Raw genomic sequence first — 14501 nt, 5'->3', positions numbered from 1 at the left:
CCTTTATCGTTAGGATGATGGCGTTCAGTTGTCGCCTTTGAATACGGTTCCCGCAGGAAGCACTGGCGCTTTTCCCGGGGCTTCAACCGGTGTCTGCGGGAGATAATGTTCAACTTGATGAGCTGGAATGTCGGCGTAATCCTGTTTCAGCCAGCGAATAAATCCGCCGACTTTCACCAGTAAAATGGCGAGGAAGGGAAGGGCAGTGAGGACGACGGTAGTTTTCATTGTTTCCAGCGAAGCACCGGTAAACAAGATGGAAAGCGGGATCAGAGTGATCACTACGCACCAGAACAGACGCAGCCCACGGTCAGGATCGTCACCTTCCTGGAGATTACGCGTGCTGGTCGCCGCCATGGTGTAAGCCACCGCATCCATATGCGAGGCGAGGAAGATAATCATCACGCCCAGATAGGCCGCGAGGAACAATTTACCGGCTGGTAGAGACATCAGAACTTGCTGCACAGCTGTTTCGCCGCCCAGTGTTTCCAGCACCTGTGGGACGTTGATTACGCCATTGATAAACTGATGAATGGCATAGCTTTCCATTACGCCGAAGAAGAACCAGCAACCGACGGTGCTGCCGAGGATCAGTCCCCAGATAACTTCTTTAATCTTACGACCGCGCGAAACTCGAGTGACAAACATTGCTACGCCAGGGGTGTATGAGATCCACCACAGCCAGTAGAAAACGGTCCAGTTGCGGGTAAATGAACCATCGCCAAGCGGATCGGTAAATAAGCTCATTTGCAGGAAGTTTTGCGTGGTCAGGCCGATGGCATTGATGATGCTGTTGGTAATAAATTCGGTTGGGCCGACAATCAGCACCAGTAATGGCAGCAGGAACGCGCCCCAGCCAACCATTTTGCTTAGACGTTGCAAACCGTTGTTGATACCAATCCACGAGCTTAGGCAAAAAATGCCGCCGGAAAGCAGGATCACAAATGCCTGTACGGTAAAGTTATCGGGTAAACCGGTCAGCGCGGAAAGCCCACGGGTAAAGGTTGCTGCGGTGACAACAAGGGAAATGGTCAGTGCGCCGACAGTGGCGATCAGGAACATCAAATCGACCAGTTTTCCCCACGGGCCTTGCGGGCGAACGCCGGTAATAGCAGCAATAATGCCGGAAAGGCTCAGCCCTTTATTTTTCCGCACATGAAAGTGATAAGCCATGATTAATGAGGCCAGCGTATAAGTTGCCCAGGCGCTGATGCCCCAGTGGAAGAAGGAGTAGGGAACGCTAAATTCGAGTGCCTGTTGTGAACGCGGTGCGATATTTAATCCAGGCGTTTGATAATAATAGGCCCATTCAGCAACCCCCCAATAAAGCGTAGAAGAACCTAAACCTGCACAAATAAACATAAACAGCCAGGAGAGCGTGCTGTATTCCGGTTTTCCTTCGCCAAGACGAATATTGCCGTATTTACTGGTGGCTAAATAAATCACCAGTCCCATTGCCAGCAAAACCAATACCTGTACGGCGGAACCTAACGTACGCGTAACAAAAGTGTATATTGCGTTGGCCGCGTCGGCCGATTGTTGTGGGAAAAGGCTTAATGCAGCTGCGATGAAAAGAATGGCCACCAGGCTGATGCTTATCAACGGCACATCTTTTTTCTTAACATTGCTCATCATGAGTCATCTCCTGGGCATAAAAGCCCGTCTCTGGCTTTTGCCAGTTGTAATTATTTGCAGGGTATGAGTTGTATGTTGTGTTTAACAAATTGATTATTTACATGTTACATAAATTAAACAATTAAGAATACGGAAAGCCATAAAACACGAAACGGAAACAATAAAAGGTGAAATGACGCAGGTTATTTACTGCAAAGAACGAATAAAAAAACCGCGTCAGTGACGCGGTTCAAATAAACTGGTTTGACCTTAACGCAAAATAATTTTGCAAATCGCGTCGGCAACCTGTGGCGTGGTGGCATTGCCTTTCATATCAGGTGTTTTCGGCCCGTGAGCAATCACTTCTTCAATCGCGGCCAGAATACCGTTATGCGCTTGCTGGAAACGCTCATCGCCATTGCCGAGAAAATCGAGCATCATTGCACCGGCCCAAATCGTGGCGATAGGGTTAGCAATCTTTTTCCCGTAGATATCCGGCGCGGAACCGTGGACTGGCTCGAAGAGCGACGGGAAAGTGCGTTCCGGATTCAGGTTGGCGGATGGGGCAATGCCAATGGTGCCGGTGCAGGCCGGACCAAGATCGGAAAGGATATCGCCAAACAAATTGGACGCCACTACCACATCGAAGCGTTCCGGCTGCATCACAAAACGTGCGCAGAGAATGTCAATATGCTGCTTGTCCCAGCGGATCTCCGGGTAATTCTCAGCCATTGCTTCCACTCGCTCATCCCAGTACGGCATGCTGATAGCTAAACCGTTCGATTTAGTGGCAGAAGTTAGCGTCTTACGTGGGCGGCTTTGCGCAAGTTCAAAGGCATAGCGCAAAATACGATCGACACCACGACGAGTAAATACCGATTCCTGAATGACGACTTCATGCTCTGTACCTTCATTCACTCTACCGCCGAGCGAGGAATATTCGCCTTCGGTGTTTTCCCTGACCACGTAAAAATCGATGTCGCCAGGCTGTTTTCCCGCCAGCGGGCAGGGAACGCCAGGAAAGAGACGAACCGGGCGCAGGTTGACGTACTGGTCGAACTCACGACGAAATTTCAGCAGCGAACCCCACAACGAAATATGGTCCGGAACGGTATCCGGCCAGCCGACGGCACCAAAATAGATGGCGTCGAAACGGCTAAGTTGCTCATGCCAGTCGTCCGGCATCATTTTACCGTGATGGCTGTAATACTCGCAGCTCGCCCACTCCATTTGCTCAAAACTCAAGGCGAAGCCCCAGCGCTCAGCGGCAGCCTGTAACACGCGAATCCCTTCAGGAAGGACTTCTTTGCCAATCCCGTCTCCCGGGATCGCAGCAATACGCATCGTTTTCATCATTGGGTTCTCACTTCCTGACCATCAAAATTGACAACCTCACCATCCTATAATTGACTGAAAAGGAATTAATCCCCGCAACTGGTGAAACATAAAACACGAATCATGAATAATTTACCGCTGCTGAACGATTTGCGCGTCTTTATGCTGGTGGCTCGCCGGGCTGGTTTTGCCGCTGTGGCGGAAGAATTGGGTGTTTCACCGGCTTTTGTCAGCAAACGCATTGCCTTGCTGGAACAAACGCTAAATGTGGTGTTGTTACACCGTACCACCCGCCGCGTCACCATTACCGAAGAAGGAGAGCGGATTTATGAATGGGCGCAGCGGATTTTGCAGGATGTCGGCCAGATGATGGACGAACTTTCTGACGTGCGTCAGGTGCCGCAGGGGATGCTGCGTATTATCAGCAGCTTTGGTTTTGGACGACAGGTAGTGGCTCCGGCGTTATCAGCGCTGGCGAAAGCGTATCCGCAACTGGAATTACGTTTTGATGTGGAAGACCGGTTGGTCGATTTGGTCAATGAAGGTGTCGATCTCGACATTCGCATTGGCGATGACATCGCCCCTAATTTAATCGCCCGCAAACTGGCGACCAATTACCGTATTCTCTGCGCATCGCCGGAATTTATTGCGCAATATGGCACGCCGAAACATTTAACCGACCTTTCTGCATTGCCGTGCCTGGTCATTAAAGAGCGCGATCATCCTTTTGGTATCTGGCAATTACGCAATAAAGAAGGCCACCATGCGATTAAAGTCACCGGCCCGCTGTCGTCTAATCATGGAGAAATTGTTCATCAGTGGTGTCTTGATGGTCAGGGGATTGCGCTACGCTCCTGGTGGGATGTCAGCGAAAATATTGCCAGTGGTCATTTAGTGCAAGTGCTACCGGAGTATTACCAGCCAGCAAATGTCTGGGCCGTTTATGTTTCAAGGCTGGCGACGTCAGCGAAAGTGCGGATAACGGTAGAATTTTTACGCCAGTATTTTGCCGAGCACTACCCGAATTTTTCACTGGAGCATGCCTGATTAATGATTCAATTATCGGGTTGATATCGGGTTAAAACCTGATTTTCTCCTTTCTAAGCCGCTACAGATTGGTTAGCATATTCACCTTTAATCGCGCATGATCGAAAGATAATTAAAGAGGTTAATGTGTTCGCTGAATACGGGGTTCTGAATTACTGGACCTATCTGGTTGGGGCCATTTTTATTGTGTTGGTGCCAGGGCCAAATACCCTGTTTGTACTCAAAAATAGCGTCAGTAGCGGTATCAAAGGCGGCTATCTTGCGGCCTGTGGCGTATTTATTGGCGATGCAGTATTGATGTTTCTGGCATGGGCCGGAGTGGCGACATTAATTAAAACCACCCCGATATTATTCAACATTGTACGTTATCTCGGTGCGTTTTATTTGCTCTACCTGGGGAGTAAAATTCTCTACGCGACCCTGAAGGGTAAAAATAGCGAGGTCAAATCCGACGAGCCCCAATACGGTGCCATCTTTAAGCGCGCGTTAATTTTGAGCCTGACTAATCCGAAAGCCATTTTGTTCTATGTGTCGTTTTTTGTACAGTTTATCGATGTTAATGCTCCACATACGGGAATTTCATTCTTTATTCTGGCGACGACGCTGGAACTGGTGAGTTTCTGCTATTTGAGCTTCCTGATTATTTCTGGTGCTTTTGTCACACAGTACATACGTACCAAAAAGAAACTGGCTAAAGTGGGCAACTCACTGATTGGTTTGATGTTCGTAGGTTTTGCCGCCCGACTGGCGACGCTGCAGTCCTAATGCTTTCAGCCCGCGTTATCGCGGGCTTCCTGCCTGTAATCTTTCCTTATTCATCGCTGATACGGTGCTAAAGAGTAACCAATAAATGGTATTTAAAATACAAATTATCAGGCGTACCCTGAAACGGCTGAAATAAACTGTTTTCAGCACATTCATCGAAGGAGGGAAAAGGATGCTGCAAATCCCACAGAATTATATTCATACGCGCTCAACGCCTTTCTGGAATAAACAAACTGCGCCTGCCGGAATATTCGAACGTCATCTTGATAAAGGAACGCGCCCAGGGGTATACCCACGCCTTTCCGTTATGCATGGGGCGGTCAAATATCTCGGCTACGCTGATGAACACAGTGCAGAACCTGATCAGGTGATCCTTATCGAAGCGGGGCAGTTTGCGGTGTTTCCGCCAGAAAAGTGGCACAACATTGAAACCATGACTGACGATACTTATTTCAACATTGACTTCTTCGTTGCTCCTGAAGTCCTGATGGAAGGCGCGCCACAACGAAAAGTCATTCATAACGGGAAATGAATCATGGGCAAAGCAACGTATACCGTGACCGTTACCAATAACAGCAATGGTGTTTCTGTTGATTACGAAACAGAGACGCCGATGACTTTGCTGGTGCCAGAAGTGGCGGCTGAAGTGATAAAAGATCTGGTGAATACCGTGCGTTCTTATGACACGGAAAACGAACATGATGTTTGTGGTTGGTAATTATCACTGATCGTAGATGGCGCAATTTCTGCGCCATCGCAAAAAAATCCTCCGTGATGCTTGTCACAAATCTTGCCCTCCTGATGTTGTGCTATGCTTTTTATCAGCGAGTAACCCGCTAATGCAAAACAGATAAGTGAGGAAACAATGGGCATTCTGTCATGGATTATTTTTGGGCTTATTGCCGGTATTCTGGCGAAGTGGATCATGCCAGGTAAAGATGGTGGTGGATTCTTTATGACTATCCTGCTGGGGATAGTCGGTGCCGTAGTCGGCGGATGGATCAGCACGCTGTTTGGCTTTGGTAAAGTCGATGGCTTCAATTTTGGCAGCTTCGTGGTTGCCGTTATTGGTGCGATTGTCGTGCTGTTTATCTACAGAAAGATCAAAAGTTAACGCGTAAATTGCACAAAGGCTGCACACAGGCAGCCTTTGCTATTTTTTAGATGTGACGTTACCACCATCCCAACTCAGTGCCGAGAACGACAATAATCGCTACGCCCATCATAATAATCGTTGTTTTTTTCATCTTTATGCTCCCGGGGCAGCATAGCCGCCAATAAAAAACCATGCTAAAAATACGACCGCTGTAATAAAGATTACAACCGGAAAAATAATACCGATTCGCATGTTATCACCAATCAAAAGGATGTGAATACGCCTTAGGAATGTAGCGCTGAATGCGCGACAAAAGGTGTTTTCTGTTTGTGTTTTTTCTCCTGATACATCGCGATATCGGCAGCATGCAGGGCGCTGTCTGCATCGGTCGTTTCAGGATCGACTTCTACTATGCCAAGACTGGCACCAGGATAATACAAATCAACATCACCTAAGTGATATTCTCCGCGTATTTGCTGTTGAATACGTTCTCGCAGCGATGGAATATCCGCATTCTCATTGTTCAGTGAAACAACCAAAAACTCATCACCGCCGAGACGACCAATAACTTCGCCATTTTGCTGGAGCGTATTAAGGCGCTCGCCAACCTGAATAAGAAACAGATCGCCACTATTATGACCAAAACGATCATTGATTAATTTGAAGTTATCCAGATCGATAAATGCGATCATTATCTTATGGTTAAGATGCCTCGCAAGAGAAAACAGCGTCGTCAGGTTTTCAAAAATCGCCCGCCGATTCGGTAGCCCGGTTAACGAGTCGGTATACGATTGCGCAATCAGTGCGGCATTGGCTTCGCGCAGCTGTTCAACCAGCGCCTCTTTTTGAATATATTGTGCAATCAGTCCGGCGAATAACTGCAAAACCTGTTCCGCGCGTTCACTCCACTGGCGCTTCTCACTGCTGGCGGCGCAAAGCGTGCCATAGAATGATCCATCCGGTAAGTGAATTGGCGTGCTCAGAAATGTGGTGATGCCAAGATTGCGTGCCGCAATACAATCGCCCCAACGGTCGGGGACTTCATCGCTGAAAAAGCAGTTTTCATCAATGGCGCGTTTGCATAACGAGTAATCCCACGAGACGGTAAAATTCTCCGGGATGTGCATTTTCTGGCTGTTACGGGCAAACATTATATGCTGCAGGCGCGCTTCGACATCCACTTTGGTCAGGTAGGTTGATTCCATATCAGTGACCATTTCCAGCATCTCCAGAAGCTGTCGGACCAGGCTTTCCAGTGACTGTTCTTTGGCAAGGGATTGCGAGACGCGGGCGATAATCTGATCTGACACGAAACAACTCCAGGATACGGCGGGTAAATGCTGATTATTTAATCTTTGCAGGCATGATAAAACATCAACAACAAAGATGAAACAAGGCGTAATATGATTTGAGTGAATGTAATAAAAATAGTGCTGCAAAACAAAACGATACCGCGATACTCTAAGCTTGGATAAATATGTGAGATCAATAAATGAAAATTATCAGTTTTGTTCTGCCTTGCTTGCTGGTCCTGGCTGGTTGTTCAACCCCTTCTCAGCCAGAAGCACCTAAACCGCCGCAGATTGGTATGGCAAATCCGGCGTCGGTCTATTGCCAGCAGAAGGGCGGGACGCTCATTCCTGTGCAGACAGCGCAAGGGGTCAGCAACAATTGCAAATTACCGGGCGGTGAAACGATTGATGAATGGGCATTGTGGCGACGGGACCATCCGGCTGGTGAAAAATAACCGCCGGATGCTGCACTAAAATCACAAGCTACGTAGCCAGTCTGCCAGCACCAGCGCATGGTTCTGCGTGGTGTTTTTTGCTGAGTAGAGCAGGGTCAGCGGCTGTTTTTTGGCGATGTCTGCCAGCCGCTTTCCTTCTTGCTCGTGTTGCGCCAGTTCTGCAAGATATTGCTCGCGAAAGGTTGCAAAATCGACGACTTCGCCGTGAAAGGCTTTGCGCAGTTCCGTTGACGGCGTGATTTCTTTATCCCACTCATCAAGGGCTAAATCGGTTTTCTTGATACCGCGCGGCCAGAGGCGGTCGACCAGTACGCGATAACCATCGCTCTGTTCAGCCGGATCATAAACGCGTTTGCACTGAATATTCATCGTATTTGTTCTCCCTTTCACGCATGATTTGTCACGTCACTATAGCACCGGATATTAGCGAATTTCTTTGTCTCTCCCGGCGCAAAGTCCGAAAATCGCCATCAGTAGTGAAAGTATTGCAACACCCATCAGTGGTACGGACCAGTCACCGTTAGCATCGTGTATTTTACCCATCAGCGGCGGCCCACAGGCTGCCAGCAAATACCCGACGGATTGTGCCATCCCCGAGAGTGCCGCCGCCTGATGCGCAGAACTTGCCCGCAGACCAATGAACGTCAACCCCAGTATCATTGTTGCGCCGGAACCAAAACCGAAAAGCAAAGTCCATGTGATCGCGTGCGCTGGCATAAAGCAGAGCCCAACCGCGCCCACTGCGCACATCAAGGCAACGAACGCTGCAATACCACGCTGATCTTTCACATGATGTAAGAAAAGTGGGATCAGCAAGCCGGGAGCTGCTGTGGCTAGTTGCAGCAAACCATGCAGTGAACCCGCCTGTGCTTCGCTATAGCCGTGACTGATGAGGATCGCCGGAAGCCAGCCAATAATCACGTAATAGACCAGTGAGTTGATCCCAAGAAACAATGTCACCTGCCAGGCAAGCGGCGAACGCCAGATACCCCGAGTATGTAAGGCGCGTGAGGTACTCAAATTTGCATGTTGTTGACTTCGCCACTGTGGCAGCCATAAAAAAAGAGCCAGCAGAGGAAAACACATCAGCATGAGCAACGCGCCTTGCCAGCCAAAACCGTTCAAAGCCAGCGGCACTACCATAGCCGATCCCAGTGCCGCCGCAGCTCCCATTGTCAGGGAATATGCGCCGGTAAGTCTGGCGACGGAATGAGGGAAATCGCGTTTAATTAATCCTGGCAGTAAGACATTGCCTAATGCAATCCCACCGCCAATGACCGCTGTACCGCCAAATAATAAGTAAGGCGAAGGGAGAGAGCGAATTGCAATACCAGCACAGATCAAAAGTAACGCGGCAAACAGGCTACGTTCCATACCAAAACGTCGCGCCACCGGGGCGGCCAGCGGTGAGATTAGCGCAAAGGCTAATAATGGCAGGGTGGTCAATAAGCCGGTTTGCGCCGTCGTTAGCGAGTAAGCGGAACGAATCGTATCCAGTAACGGTGCTGCGCCGGTAAAGGTGACGCGTAATGTTGTGGCAATCATCAGAATGCCAGCGATAAGGACAATCCTGTTTTTGCCGCTTAATGAAGTTGAACAGGTCATATGCTTCTCATTGTTACAAACGAGGCTGTACCTTACCGTTTTTATTGTTATGTTGAATCAAGCTAAAATGACAAATTATCGCTAAATTCGGACAAAATGATGCACAGGTTGAATCTCAATGGCTATGAACCCGACCGACACCATGAAGCCGCGGTCGCATTTTGTATTCACGCCGGAACGGATGAGTTAACCAGTCCTGTACATCAGCACCGCAAAGGGCAGCTGATACTGGCGCTACATGGTGCAATTACCTGTACGGTGGAAAATGCTTTGTGGATGGTGCCGCCGCAATATGCGGTTTGGATACCGGGAGGGGTGGAACATAGCAATCAAGTGACAGCTAACGCTGAACTCTGTTTTCTGTTTATCGAACCCAGCGCAGTGACAATGCCGACAACCTGTTGCACATTGAAAATATCGCCCTTATGCCGGGAATTAATTTTAACCCTGGCAAACAGGACGACGACTCAGCGTGCTGAGCCGATGACCCGCAGATTAATTCAGGTCCTGTTTGATGAACTGCCTCAGCAGCCACAACAACAGCTGCACCTGCCCGTTTCTTCTCATCCTAAAATCCGCACGATGGTGGAGATGATGGCGAAAGAGCCCGTCGAGTGGGGGTCATTGGGCCAATGGGCTCGCTTTTTCGCGATGAGTGAACGCAATCTTGCCCGGCTGATAGTGAAAGAGACGGGGTTGAGTTTTCGCCAGTGGCGTCAGCAGTTACAGTTGATTATGGCGCTTCAGGGATTAGTAAAAGGCGATACAGTACAGAAAGTTGCACATACGCTGGGGTATGATTCAACAACGGCCTTTATTACTATGTTTAAGAAAGGCCTGGGGCAAACGCCAGGCCGATATATTGCGGGATTAACTACTGTTTCCCCACAATCAGCGAAACCAGACCCGCGGCAATAAGCGGGCCAACCGGTACGCCGCGAAACAGCGCCACGCCCAAAACAGTGCCCACCAGCAGCCCGGCGACCAGTTGCGGCTGGCTGCCCATTAACGTCACGCCGCGCCCACCCAGCCAGGAGACAATAACGCCTACTGCAATTGCCACCAGCGATTTCCAGTTCAGAAACGAGTGAATCAGGGTTGAGGGCGGTAGCGTCCCGCTGGCGATGGGGGCCATAACGCCAATCGTCAGAATGATTATCCCGATACTTAGCCCCTGTTTTTCAATCCACGGGAAAAAGGTGCTTAACGGTGTGACGCGGACAATGATTAACACCAGAATTGAAACGGCGACAGTGGTGTTATGACTGATAAAGCCCAGCGCAGCTAACCCGAGCAGGATCAGCAAAGTGACATCAAACATCGTGGTTTCCTTGCCAAAAAATAATAAGCCTGCTTACTTTACGCTTGCTGCAGGAAGGAAGTAGAAAATCTTTACGTTTTTTGCATAAAAAATCAGGCGAACTGTCATCAAACTGCCATTTGTACACGCTATCAATAACGTGAAAACAGTTATCTCCCGGGGCATACCATGAACGATCAAATGTTCGTTGAGACACTGATTATCACGTCATCGTTTTTTGTTATTGCTGTTGTGCTGGTTTTGTCCGTTCTGCTTATTGAACGGACAGGCTAGTTACGCAGTGCGGCGGAAATTGACCAGTTCTGGTTGCGCAATGCGCAAATAATCCGCAGTTTTCAAAATAACGGATTTATTCAGCATGCCTGCATTAAAGGCGATTTCATCGAATCGCTCGAAGAGCAATGGGTCGGCGACCAGTTTGAGTTTTGGATGGAAGCTGAAAGGGGGGATCGCGCCGAAGACACAGCCTGTGAGTTCATCGACTTCCGCCGGGCTGGCCAACGAAGCGCGTAATCCGCCTATATGGCTGGCGAGTTGGCTCAGATCGGCCTGTTGATCGGCCGCGAGGATCGCCAGAACATGTTGATTTACACCATTGCCTTTGACTTTACATACCAGTGCCTTAGCCCCCTGGCCTAAAGCGGTGCCACGAATTTCTGACACCGCTTCACATTTACCTACCGCTTCATGGGTAACGACGCGGAAGTCAGCACCTTCTTGTGATAATAAAGCGATTAACCGCTGATGCGTCACGCTTCCTTTAGCCATTTCAGTCATTTCATGCTCCTGAGATTACAAGCAAACAACCACAGAAGGTTATCATGAACGGCTGTTTTTGTTCTGCTTATTGACATATAAACGCTCATCGGAAGCTTTATATGCATCATGTAACGTATCGTTTTCTTTCATCGCGTAAATACCGGAAGAGAAGCCGATCTCTTTCTGAGGCGCGATATGTTGCAGACGTTTTTCGATACGTTCAGGCAGTTGTGCTGCAATTTGCGGCGTCGAATCGACAAGAATGATGCAGAATTCATCGCCACCGAGTCGGATGGCATAATCACTTTTACGAATCGACTGTTTAATCGCCTGAGCTAATAACGTAATCGCTAAATCCCCCTCCTGATGACCGAGGGTGTCATTTATTTGCTTTAACTTGTCCATGTCAATTGCAATAAACATCACCGAAGAACCGGATTGCACCAGTTTCTGCAACCGCTGCTCCAGTTCAGGGGTTAAAATTTTGCGATTATACAGTCCAGTCATCGCATCACTAATATTTTCTCGCGACACGTTTTGGTATAAACGGAAGTGCATCCGGACCATATTCAGCAAAATTAACGCCGTCAAAATCCAGAACAGAACGCTTTTCCACGAAGACGTGATAAAGTAAAGAATATCAATGGATAACGAGACACGAATACCGCCCGGTAAGTCATGGACGTAACTGACATACTGGAACAGATTATCTTCGCTCTGGTTGATGATAATGTCGCGCCCTGAATCTGTATCAGTTAGCGTGACATTGAGAAAACGCCAGAGGAGAGGGCGGTCATGAGTGTAAAAGATATTCCGCAGATTGTTTTTGTTAATATCCAGCAGCACAATCCCTTTTAGCTGCCCTGCGACATATACCGGCGTCAGCAAACTCATCACGTTCTGTTTAGTACGCTGATCCTGGTAAATGCTCGATAATACGGTACGCCCGGTAAATACCTTTTCAATATCTTTGCGATCGATGCCAATACTTCCTGACTGCAGGAAGGACCAGTTATTCATCGCAAAGTACTCAACATTAACCGGCTCATAAAAATAGACATAGCGGTCATTGAGATCGAGATAATAGTGAAATTTCTCTTCGGCCATTCCAAGACCTGAACCGTAATCATCCTGGTGGCGGTTGCCTTCCACTGCCTGATCAAAAGCGGGTAATAGTGCTGCAGCTTCCACAATTGTGTCGCAGTCAGTGGATGCGGTTTGTAGTGTGCCGCGTAAGCCCGGGTATTTATGGGCAGTCAGGTTTAAGCCATGGGTATTATTGGCAGACTCAAAAGCCTCGCAGATGGCGCGCCGCTGTTCTGGGGACACTTCCGACTGCTCAGCAGCGAGAGCGCGCATCACATGCGCGGCAATACTCTGATTCTGATACTTATCATAAAGAAAGGAGGAATCTGCTCTCTGCACGATATAGCGCAGATAGGCACTCATTGCTCTGTCGCTGGCGACAAGTTCAAAAATAAGGAAGGAAGATGTCAGCACAATGACACTTGCGGCGATAAAATGCCGGAGCATTCTATGGTGCAATTTCATGATAAATGGCACTCCTTCGGTTAGTGAAACGAGAAAACCAGATAAAGTTCGATTGCGGCCTGGCACAGGGGCGCTAATTATACTCATCTCTGCGCCGCTGGGGAGGGGAAATTTAGGGGTAATAGTAATAAATTGTATGCAAAAGCCACGCAAAAAGCATGGCTCTGAATATTTTTGCACTTAAATATGATGAATAATCACTTTGTTGCCCCCCTCGCTTTTCGCTTCGCGTAAGGCTTTATCTGCTTCCGTCATGACAAGCGAGATATTACGCGTGTCACCCGTTGAAAAAACCGTGCCAATACTGATGGTCATTTGTTCAGGAACATCATATCTGTTACTAAAACCGGTCAGGAGTTCGACATTTTTACGCATACGTTCCGCAATGATTTTTGCCTGGGCACTATTGAGTTCGGTAAATAGCAAGCCAAACACCTCACCCTCCAGTCGCGCTAAAATATCATCGGGGCGGATGCTTTGCTGGATAATATCGACAATTGAAACCAGCACTTTATCACCCACACGATGTCCCCATTGGGCATTGATGCGCTTGAACTGATTAATATCAACCAGCATGACACAAAAGTCCTTAACAACAGGTCGCGACAATAATGACTCTACGCTGTTGAAAAAGTAGCGCCGATTATAAATATTGGTCAGTACATCATGAACTGCCAGTTTGCTGGAGAGTTGCAGTTCCTGAAAAATGTTATAAATCAGAAAAGACACAACAAACAGTTTACTGGAAACTTCAATCCCGCGACTGATATACCAGATGGTGTAATTATACTCATCCAGAGTCAGTAGAAGTAAGTTGCAGCATAGCGATGCCAGACATAATAATGCTATTAACGGCCATAGTTCGCTGGCTAATCGTGTACGCATGATAATAAAGAACAGTAAAAATGCCCACAGACAAACCAATATTTTTGTATAGTTGATTCCCCAGGTCGCAGTATGGTTGTCCGGACAGTAATCGACGACATACAAAGAATAGTCAGCGTTATAACTGCTCAGATTGTGTGCCAGAAGGGGAAAAAATAAAAAAGGAATCAGCGCCAGCAACAGAATGCCAGTTTTTTTCTTATTGTTGTCAAGGATGTTGTCTTTCCCATAACAAAAGAGCGCCAGCGAGGTTAAACAAATGAAACTGAGTTGGCGGAAAATATAGAAAATGGAAACATCATTCGACTTTGTCTGGATCAGTGTACTGCCGTTGATTGGTTTATGGATAATTACAATGGTTTCAACTAAATAGATAAGGCCACTTAAAAATGCAAGGCTTAAAATGAGTGTTGGTAAAATTTGTTTGTTAGTGAAATACTTCATTAACATGAAAAGAAAAATGACGGCGTTAAGGAAAAACAAAGCCACAACAACCATCAGGTAATTCATCTGTGGAATGAGTTTTACATTCGTGTTTTCGTTATATAAGGTAGTAATGCAAAATAAAATTAACGTCAGCAATAAGCTGAAAATAAAAAAGCCTTGAGCTTTTAATTTTTGTGTACCCATAGAAGCCATAAAAAGGAGAGCAATGTGAGTGCTGGATTTTATTGATGGCAGAGATATATGGTTTTGACCAGGATCAATTTTCGTTGACGATAAAAAATAATTAAAGAATAACCCCAGGGAAATACGTGTTGACCGAATCATTTTTC

Annotated in this window: 19 protein-coding genes; 8 read left to right on the top strand and 11 right to left on the bottom strand. The window is 47.6% G+C overall.

Features of this window, described 5'->3' with window-relative positions:
• Positions 1-24: 24 nt before the first annotated feature.
• Together yeaV and dmlA are read right to left on the bottom strand one after the other, a co-directional pair.
• Entirely contained in the window at positions 25-1635 is a 1611-nt protein-coding gene (yeaV, locus tag QUF14_RS10850) for a BCCT family transporter YeaV (protein WP_000987522.1), read from the bottom strand.
• 249 nt (positions 1636-1884) lie between these two features.
• Positions 1885-2970 (bottom strand): multifunctional D-malate/3-isopropylmalate/tartarate dehydrogenase, encoded by a 1086-nt coding sequence (gene dmlA / locus QUF14_RS10845; protein ID WP_000978491.1) that lies wholly within the window; start codon positions 2968-2970, stop codon positions 1885-1887.
• 102 nt (positions 2971-3072) lie between these two features.
• On the opposite strand from dmlA, the gene dmlR reads away from it, so the two are divergent.
• The 5 genes from dmlR (at position 3073) to QUF14_RS10820 (ending at position 5875) form a co-directional block, all read left to right on the top strand.
• The gene (gene dmlR, locus QUF14_RS10840) at positions 3073-3996 is read left to right on the top strand and encodes a DNA-binding transcriptional regulator DmlR (RefSeq protein ID WP_001354725.1); all 924 of its coding nucleotides are present in this window, start codon (positions 3073-3075) and stop codon (positions 3994-3996) included.
• Positions 3997-4122: 126 nt separating this feature from the next.
• The gene (leuE, locus tag QUF14_RS10835; protein ID WP_000457194.1) at positions 4123-4761 is read left to right on the top strand and encodes a leucine efflux protein LeuE; all 639 of its coding nucleotides are present in this window, start codon (positions 4123-4125) and stop codon (positions 4759-4761) included.
• A gap of 172 nt (positions 4762-4933) precedes the next feature.
• Positions 4934-5293 carry a DUF1971 domain-containing protein YeaR gene (gene yeaR / locus QUF14_RS10830; RefSeq protein WP_000939319.1) on the top strand — a complete coding sequence of 120 codons (360 nt, stop codon included), beginning with the start codon at positions 4934-4936 and terminating at the stop codon, positions 5291-5293.
• 3 nt (positions 5294-5296) lie between these two features.
• Complete coding sequence (locus tag QUF14_RS10825; protein WP_000513737.1) at positions 5297-5479, top strand: DUF1869 domain-containing protein; 183 nt, start codon at positions 5297-5299, stop codon at positions 5477-5479.
• A gap of 147 nt (positions 5480-5626) precedes the next feature.
• A complete protein-coding gene (locus QUF14_RS10820) occupies positions 5627-5875 on the top strand; it encodes a GlsB/YeaQ/YmgE family stress response membrane protein (protein WP_000512153.1) in 249 nt (82 codons plus the stop codon).
• A 58-nt stretch (positions 5876-5933) separates the two neighbouring features.
• Here QUF14_RS10820 and yoaJ read toward each other — a convergent pair whose 3' ends face one another.
• The 3 genes from yoaJ to dgcP are packed head-to-tail and all read right to left on the bottom strand — an operon-like array spanning position 5934 to position 7167.
• Entirely contained in the window at positions 5934-6008 is a 75-nt protein-coding gene (yoaJ, locus tag QUF14_RS10815) for a protein YoaJ (protein WP_001386836.1), read from the bottom strand.
• 2 nt (positions 6009-6010) lie between these two features.
• The gene (locus QUF14_RS10810) at positions 6011-6109 is read right to left on the bottom strand and encodes a YoaK family small membrane protein (protein ID WP_001219350.1); all 99 of its coding nucleotides are present in this window, start codon (positions 6107-6109) and stop codon (positions 6011-6013) included.
• Positions 6110-6141: 32 nt separating this feature from the next.
• Entirely contained in the window at positions 6142-7167 is a 1026-nt protein-coding gene (gene dgcP, locus QUF14_RS10805) for a diguanylate cyclase DgcP (RefSeq protein WP_024212062.1), read from the bottom strand.
• Between the two features lie 182 nt (positions 7168-7349).
• On the opposite strand from dgcP, the gene yoaF reads away from it, so the two are divergent.
• Positions 7350-7604, top strand: a complete 255-nt coding sequence (yoaF, locus tag QUF14_RS10800) for a DUF333 domain-containing lipoprotein YoaF (protein ID WP_000691930.1) — start codon at positions 7350-7352, stop codon at positions 7602-7604.
• A gap of 21 nt (positions 7605-7625) precedes the next feature.
• Here yoaF and QUF14_RS10795 read toward each other — a convergent pair whose 3' ends face one another.
• Both QUF14_RS10795 and nimT read right to left on the bottom strand, forming a co-directional pair.
• Complete coding sequence (locus QUF14_RS10795) at positions 7626-7973, bottom strand: DUF488 domain-containing protein (RefSeq protein WP_001025381.1); 348 nt, start codon at positions 7971-7973, stop codon at positions 7626-7628.
• Between the two features lie 54 nt (positions 7974-8027).
• Positions 8028-9209 (bottom strand): 2-nitroimidazole transporter, encoded by a 1182-nt coding sequence (gene nimT, locus QUF14_RS10790; protein ID WP_000128490.1) that lies wholly within the window; start codon positions 9207-9209, stop codon positions 8028-8030.
• Positions 9210-9305: 96 nt separating this feature from the next.
• On the opposite strand from nimT, the gene nimR reads away from it, so the two are divergent.
• Positions 9306-10127, top strand: a complete 822-nt coding sequence (gene nimR / locus QUF14_RS10785; RefSeq protein ID WP_100733790.1) for a DNA-binding transcriptional regulator NimR — start codon at positions 9306-9308, stop codon at positions 10125-10127.
• Here nimR and QUF14_RS10780 read toward each other — a convergent pair.
• Positions 10084-10530 (bottom strand): DUF441 domain-containing protein, encoded by a 447-nt coding sequence (locus tag QUF14_RS10780; RefSeq protein WP_000460707.1) that lies wholly within the window; start codon positions 10528-10530, stop codon positions 10084-10086. The two genes, nimR and QUF14_RS10780, sit on opposite strands and share 44 nt — an antisense overlap.
• 168 nt (positions 10531-10698) lie before the next feature.
• On the opposite strand from QUF14_RS10780, the gene yoaI reads away from it, so the two are divergent.
• A complete protein-coding gene (gene yoaI / locus QUF14_RS10775) occupies positions 10699-10803 on the top strand; it encodes a small membrane protein YoaI (protein ID WP_032193887.1) in 105 nt (34 codons plus the stop codon).
• Here the strand turns inward: yoaI and yeaK are convergent, their stop codons facing one another.
• The 3 genes from yeaK to QUF14_RS10760 all read right to left on the bottom strand — a co-directional run bounded on the left by yeaK (position 10804) and on the right by QUF14_RS10760 (position 14496).
• On the bottom strand, positions 10804-11307 hold the full coding sequence (gene yeaK, locus QUF14_RS10770) for a mischarged aminoacyl-tRNA deacylase (protein WP_000138044.1): 504 nt from the start codon (positions 11305-11307) through the stop codon (positions 10804-10806).
• A 42-nt stretch (positions 11308-11349) separates the two neighbouring features.
• Positions 11350-12840 (bottom strand): diguanylate cyclase DgcJ, encoded by a 1491-nt coding sequence (dgcJ, locus tag QUF14_RS10765; RefSeq protein ID WP_000766137.1) that lies wholly within the window; start codon positions 12838-12840, stop codon positions 11350-11352.
• Positions 12841-13020: 180 nt separating this feature from the next.
• Positions 13021-14496, bottom strand: coding sequence for a sensor domain-containing diguanylate cyclase (locus tag QUF14_RS10760; RefSeq protein ID WP_000621394.1), 1476 nt, complete (start codon positions 14494-14496; stop codon positions 13021-13023).
• Positions 14497-14501 lie beyond the last annotated feature (5 nt).

Origin of the sequence: Escherichia sp. HH091_1A (assembly GCF_030295175.1) — a bacterium.
Lineage (GTDB): Bacteria > Pseudomonadota > Gammaproteobacteria > Enterobacterales > Enterobacteriaceae > Escherichia > Escherichia coli_F.
Note: the sequence above shows the minus strand (reverse complement) of the source record. Positions and strands in the feature narration are given on the sequence as shown.

Excerpts from the sequence above, each read along its gene's own strand:
- yoaI (WP_032193887.1), top strand. The coding sequence starts at position 10,699 with ATGAACGATCAAATGTTCGTTGAGACACTGATTATCACGTCATCGTTT.
- yeaK (WP_000138044.1), bottom strand. The coding sequence starts at position 11,307 with ATGACTGAAATGGCTAAAGGAAGCGTGACGCATCAGCGGTTAATCGCT.
- dgcJ (WP_000766137.1), bottom strand. The coding sequence starts at position 12,840 with ATGAAATTGCACCATAGAATGCTCCGGCATTTTATCGCCGCAAGTGTC.
- nimT (WP_000128490.1), bottom strand. The coding sequence starts at position 9,209 with ATGACCTGTTCAACTTCATTAAGCGGCAAAAACAGGATTGTCCTTATC.
- yeaR (WP_000939319.1), top strand. The coding sequence starts at position 4,934 with ATGCTGCAAATCCCACAGAATTATATTCATACGCGCTCAACGCCTTTC.
- QUF14_RS10810 (WP_001219350.1), bottom strand. The coding sequence starts at position 6,109 with ATGCGAATCGGTATTATTTTTCCGGTTGTAATCTTTATTACAGCGGTC.
- QUF14_RS10825 (WP_000513737.1), top strand. The coding sequence starts at position 5,297 with ATGGGCAAAGCAACGTATACCGTGACCGTTACCAATAACAGCAATGGT.
- yeaV (WP_000987522.1), bottom strand. The coding sequence starts at position 1,635 with ATGATGAGCAATGTTAAGAAAAAAGATGTGCCGTTGATAAGCATCAGC.
- yoaF (WP_000691930.1), top strand. The coding sequence starts at position 7,350 with ATGAAAATTATCAGTTTTGTTCTGCCTTGCTTGCTGGTCCTGGCTGGT.
- QUF14_RS10820 (WP_000512153.1), top strand. The coding sequence starts at position 5,627 with ATGGGCATTCTGTCATGGATTATTTTTGGGCTTATTGCCGGTATTCTG.
- QUF14_RS10795 (WP_001025381.1), bottom strand. The coding sequence starts at position 7,973 with ATGAATATTCAGTGCAAACGCGTTTATGATCCGGCTGAACAGAGCGAT.
- QUF14_RS10760 (WP_000621394.1), bottom strand. The coding sequence starts at position 14,496 with ATGATTCGGTCAACACGTATTTCCCTGGGGTTATTCTTTAATTATTTT.
- dmlR (WP_001354725.1), top strand. The coding sequence starts at position 3,073 with ATGAATAATTTACCGCTGCTGAACGATTTGCGCGTCTTTATGCTGGTG.
- QUF14_RS10780 (WP_000460707.1), bottom strand. The coding sequence starts at position 10,530 with ATGTTTGATGTCACTTTGCTGATCCTGCTCGGGTTAGCTGCGCTGGGC.
- nimR (WP_100733790.1), top strand. The coding sequence starts at position 9,306 with ATGATGCACAGGTTGAATCTCAATGGCTATGAACCCGACCGACACCAT.
- dmlA (WP_000978491.1), bottom strand. The coding sequence starts at position 2,970 with ATGATGAAAACGATGCGTATTGCTGCGATCCCGGGAGACGGGATTGGC.